2 protein-coding genes and 2 tRNA genes (1 of these 4 cut by a window edge) are annotated in these 4,563 nt (G+C 64.7%); all 4 read left to right on the top strand.

The window, feature by feature from the left end; genetic code table 11:
* Window positions 1-31: transfer RNA gene (locus HMPREF3166_RS10210), tRNA-OTHER, on the top strand; it begins 52 nt to the left of the window's first position.
* Window positions 32-699: 668 nt separating this feature from the next.
* Window positions 700-772 (top strand) — tRNA-Arg (locus HMPREF3166_RS08190).
* 983 nt (window positions 773-1,755) lie between these two features.
* Window positions 1,756-2,688, top strand: coding sequence for a hypothetical protein (locus tag HMPREF3166_RS08195; protein WP_070488652.1), 933 nt, complete (start codon window positions 1,756-1,758; stop codon window positions 2,686-2,688).
* The gene (locus tag HMPREF3166_RS08200; RefSeq protein ID WP_070488623.1) at window positions 2,685-3,974 is read left to right on the top strand and encodes a trypsin-like serine protease; all 1,290 of its coding nucleotides are present in this window, start codon (window positions 2,685-2,687) and stop codon (window positions 3,972-3,974) included. Before HMPREF3166_RS08195 ends, HMPREF3166_RS08200 begins: the two co-directional genes overlap by 4 nt.
* The last annotated feature ends 589 nt before the right edge of the window (window positions 3,975-4,563 follow it).

Consider the following 4,563-nt stretch of genomic DNA (forward strand, 5'->3'; position numbering starts at 1 on the left):
AAGGTTGGGGGTTCGAATCCCTCCGGGCGCACGATTTTCCCGCTTGGGGCTTTGGTTCCTTGCGGTTTGCCCCTGCGGCCGGCGGTTTACGCCGGTTGCGGGGGTTTGCTTTGCGCTGCTTGCGGGACCCTTGCCCCATGATCAGCGGTAGTCCCCGGTTGGCTGCGGGGGAGTAGCTTTGTGCTGGAATGCCATGCAGTTGGAATGTGTGCCGCGCGTGCGTGTGCACGCGGGGCGCTTGCACGGCGCGCGGTTGGCGCGCCGTGCTTCCCGACTGCAGCGCGCATGCGGGAGCATGGGCGTCGCAGTCGATGTGGGGCGACAGTGGCGGTCGCGTTAGCGAGCGCCTCCGCACAGTGCACACTTTGGCCGCAGAGGCCTCTGGCGCGCTTCGCGCGCCAGGTCTGCAGATCTTGTCCGTTTCGCCCGCGGTCCACTGCGTGATCCCCGTGGGATCCACGGTGCGCTGCTTGGTGTCCGTTTCACCCGTGGCGCACTGCCCCGTTCCCGTGGCGGTCACGCGAGCTACTTCATTCCCGTGACGGTCCTGGGGCACTACCTATTTCCCGTGGCGGCCGTGGTTTCATTTCCGCTGGTGAGGTGGGGATTTGTTGTTTTGCGCCCCCGGTGTGTAAAGTTAATCTGCGTTGCAAGGGCAACCTTGCAGACCTAATCGATGCCCTTTGGGGTAGCGGTGATGCGCCCGTAGCTCAACGGATAGAGCATCTGACTACGGATCAGAAGGTTGGGGGTTCGAATCCCTCCGGGCGCACAAATTTCCCCCGTGGCCAGCGGTTACCCGCCGGCCACGGGGGATTTCGCGTCCGGGGGTTGGCGTTGGCGGGTTAGCGCTGGGGGAGGCTGTCGTTGGCGTGGCGCCCGCTGGTGTGGAGGCGCCGGGGAGGGGTGTAGCTGTTCGCAATTGAGCGCTCGAAATGCTGAAGCTCTGTAAGCGCCATAGACGGCCGAAACGGGGGAGGGGGATACCTGGATAAGGGTGCGAAATTGCGCCCCTCATTCGGGAGGCGCCTAGAAATTGGCTATTTGGCTGCCTGGCTAGGAGGGGAATGTCCCAAATCTTCCACTCTGTTTCTATAACTATCTATCTCCGCAGGTCAGAGCCTTGCAATTTTTTGCTGCAGATCTGCTTTTCTTTGAAAGTGGAAGATTTGGGACATTGGGTCTTTTTCAAGCGCTCCAGTGGCGGCGGGGAAGGCTCGGTGGGGCGGAAATCGGCCTGGCGAGCGAAGGGAAATGGTGTGGCGGGCAGGGGCAGTGGCCAGCCGAGGCGAGAAAACAGCTCGGCGGGGCGGGGAACTTAGAATAAGCTTACAGGGGGCTTGCAAATGGGCAGCAGGAAATCTTAAGAATCGGGGATTAAAAAGACAATCGTTCCGCATAGCGGACGCACTTTGAACTCGAGTACAGAGTTTGAGAACTCAACAGCAGACTCAATTGGGGAACTGGACCCAAGTTGTCGACTCGAGAATTGAAACTGAGAACTGAAAAGGAGACAGCCGGGTGGTTAAAACACCTACTTCTAGGAGCTCCGCGACAACCCGCGGAGACCAAGCCCTCACCAGCGCAAACAGCGCTGAAACGGCAGCCGATGGTTCGGCAAGCGCAGAGCGCTCGGACGGCGCGAGCCAGAACGCCAGCACAAACAGCGCTGAAACGGCAGCCGACGGAACGGCAAATGCAAAGCGCCCGCGCATCCTCGGGCTCGACATCGCCCGCGGACTCGCAATACTCGGGATGATCTACCTGCACCTCGGCCACCCGCTATGGCAAACGAAGGTGATCCTGTCGGGGCTCCCGGCTGCACTGTTCGCGGTGATCGCGGGCGTGACCATGATGCTCATCTGGACCAACGCCAGCGCACGCGCCGACGCGCACAAGGCGCCCACTATGCAGACCATCGCGAAGCTCGCAGCCCGCGGGGCGCTGATCACCCTCATCGGCCTGGCGCTTCTGCCCGCTGGCGGGGAGATCCAGGTCGTGCTGGTCGTCCTCGGCGCGACGATGCTCGCCACCGCCTGGGTGCCTCCACTGCCAACGGCCGCGAAAGTCGCGCTCCTGCTGATCGCCACAGCCGCCGCCACGTGGCGCTACGCCCCACTGGAACTCCCGCTTCCGTACCCCCACCTCGCGTGGGTCGCGTACATCCTGGCTGGGATGATCCTCTTCGACGTGTACGTGGGAAAGGACGGCACGGGGGCTGGTGGCGTCACAAAGATAACAACCGCAATCGCCTGCCTCGCCGCAGCAATAGGCTTCTACCTGCGCTTTCAGACCGACCTTCCCGGCTGGGCGCGCGCGACCGGGCACACGGGCGTGCTGGGCGAGATCGTGCTCTCCATCGCCGTGGCCGCCATCGTGCTGCACCTGAGCCTGATCGTCGGGCGGCACGTAAAGGCTACGAATCCGCTGGTCGCGCTGGGTTCGATGGCGCTGACGGTGTACATCCTGCACGTGCTTACGGCTCTGTGGTGGCAGACGCACGTGTCGCTGCACTCGGACCTGTGGGCTGCGGTGTTTATCGCGGCGTTCCTGGCGTTCGCGTGGGCGTGGAAGAAGCTGGCCGCCGGGGCGGCGCGGAAGTTGTTTGCAGGGCAAGGGCCAGCGGAGCGATGCGTCGCGCAGGTGGTCCGGCTGATCGCGGGGGAACGAGGAGCGGAACGAGCATGAAGAAACTGACACTACGAACGGCAGCCATCGCGGCCGCAGCTGCCCTGTCCGGCGGGTGCGTGGCCCCGGCCAGCGCACTGGAATACGGCGAACACGCGCCGGACAACGCGGAGTCGCGGACGGTCGCATCCCTGCGGATCGGGCGCGTCGGCAGCTTCGGCGACTGCACGGGCACGCTCGTCGCCCCGCAGTGGGTGCTGACGGCACGCCACTGCCTGGAATCCGTCTCCAACGAGGGCACGCAGGCACGCATCGCGGGTGCTGTCTACGACGCGGATTCGTGGTCGCTGTCGCCTGTTATGGACGCCGGGCTCTTGCACCTAACCAAGCCCGTCGAGGGAGTCGAGCCGGCGGAGCTGGCCGATAGCATGCCGGGCGTGGGCGACGAGGGGAATCTCTACGGCTGGAGTAGCAGCTCGCTGATGGCGCGCAAGGGCGATCTGCCGGTGGCGCGGATGCGAGTGCGGGAGGTTCTCGCTGGGCCGGGCGCGGGCGGTTCACCAACGCCAGCCGCGCCGAGCACCGGGAGTGGAGCTCCGAAGACCTCTGAAAAGTCTGAAGCGCCGACCGACTCGCAGGCGCCGGCCGCGCCGCATGTTGAGGGTGGCGTGGAATCCATCCCCGCGCCCGGCGGCCCCATTGGCATGGATGGTTCCGGCGGCGCGGGCGCGCCCCAGATCCTCCGGGGCGACGGCGCCATGCCGGAGCCCGGATCCCCCGCGCCCGACGCCGCCGCGCCAGGCCAGTTGGGTAAGCCAGACACGCCGACCTCGGAGGCCTCCGGAAAGTCCAGCACGCCGAAGTCCTCCGCTTCCGCGGAAGCCGCAAACCCCGAAGGCGTGGAGTCTGTCCCCGCCGAGATCGCCATGGGCGGTGGGGAGGTTTCTGCAGGTGACGCGGGTGGCGTCATGCCAAAAATCGTCGGTGGCATTCTCGAGGCAGAGTCCCTCTCGCGCGCGGCGATGCAGGGCGGCGACTCGGGCGCGCCTTTCTTCGTCGGCGGCAAACTCGCCGGCCTCGCGACCGCGGGCACGGCCAACGGAGACCCGGACCTGCCCTCGCCGACGGCGGCCATCACCACGCTTTCGGACGCCGCAGCCTGGATCGAGGACGTCACCACCGGGCGCGACACGTCCAGCGTGCTGACAGCGGACACCACTCCTGCTCCGCCGAAAACGCCGCAGACCAGCGGAGATTACGTCGGGCGGTATCTTGCGGTGGCTGCGGCCGGGCTGGTGCTGGCGTTTACGCTGGGCCGGTTCGGCGGACGGAAGATGTCGAAGTAGGTCCAGCTGCCGGGCAGGTCTAGCTGGCGGACCGGCCTAGCTGGCGGGTAGGAGGCGTTCGCGCCGGGCCTGACCGGCGCCTGACGCCGTGCCGAGCCTGACCCTGCGGGCGCACGCTTCGCGCCGGGTTTTGCCCGTGTTTACGTCCCACGGCACCTCTGGTGCGGGCAGTTTCGGAGGGCAATGTCCCAAATTCCACGTCTTAAAATATAACTATTTTGTTTCCGCAGGTCAGAGGCTTGCAAGATTTTACTTCAAACCCGCTACTTTCAATAACTCGAAGATTTGGGACATTGCTTCTCCGGAGTCGTGCCCGCAGCGCGTTTGTGGCATGTCTGTTGGTGCGTCTGCGTCAGGTCTGCAGGCAGATGCGGTGGGGGTTGGTTTCAAGCCGAAGCTCTGTAAGCGCCATAGGCGGCCGAAACGAGGGCAAGGGATACCTGAGTGAGGGTGCGAAATTGCGCCTCCCATTCGGGAATTGCCCAAAATCGGACCTTTTGGAGGCCTGGCGCGAAGGGGGATGTCCCAAATCTTCCACTCTGTTTTTATAACCATCTGGGTCAAGTCCGGTGTAGTGGTGTAGCCGTTT

Source organism: Corynebacterium sp. HMSC08A12 (assembly GCF_001807485.1).
GTDB lineage: Bacteria > Actinomycetota > Actinomycetes > Mycobacteriales > Mycobacteriaceae > Corynebacterium > Corynebacterium evansiae.

Coding starts and splice junctions, on each gene's coding strand:
- HMPREF3166_RS08195 (WP_070488652.1), top strand. CDS start 1,756: ATGATCTACCTGCACCTCGGCCACCCGCTATGGCAAACGAAGGTGATC.
- HMPREF3166_RS08200 (WP_070488623.1), top strand. CDS start 2,685: ATGAAGAAACTGACACTACGAACGGCAGCCATCGCGGCCGCAGCTGCC.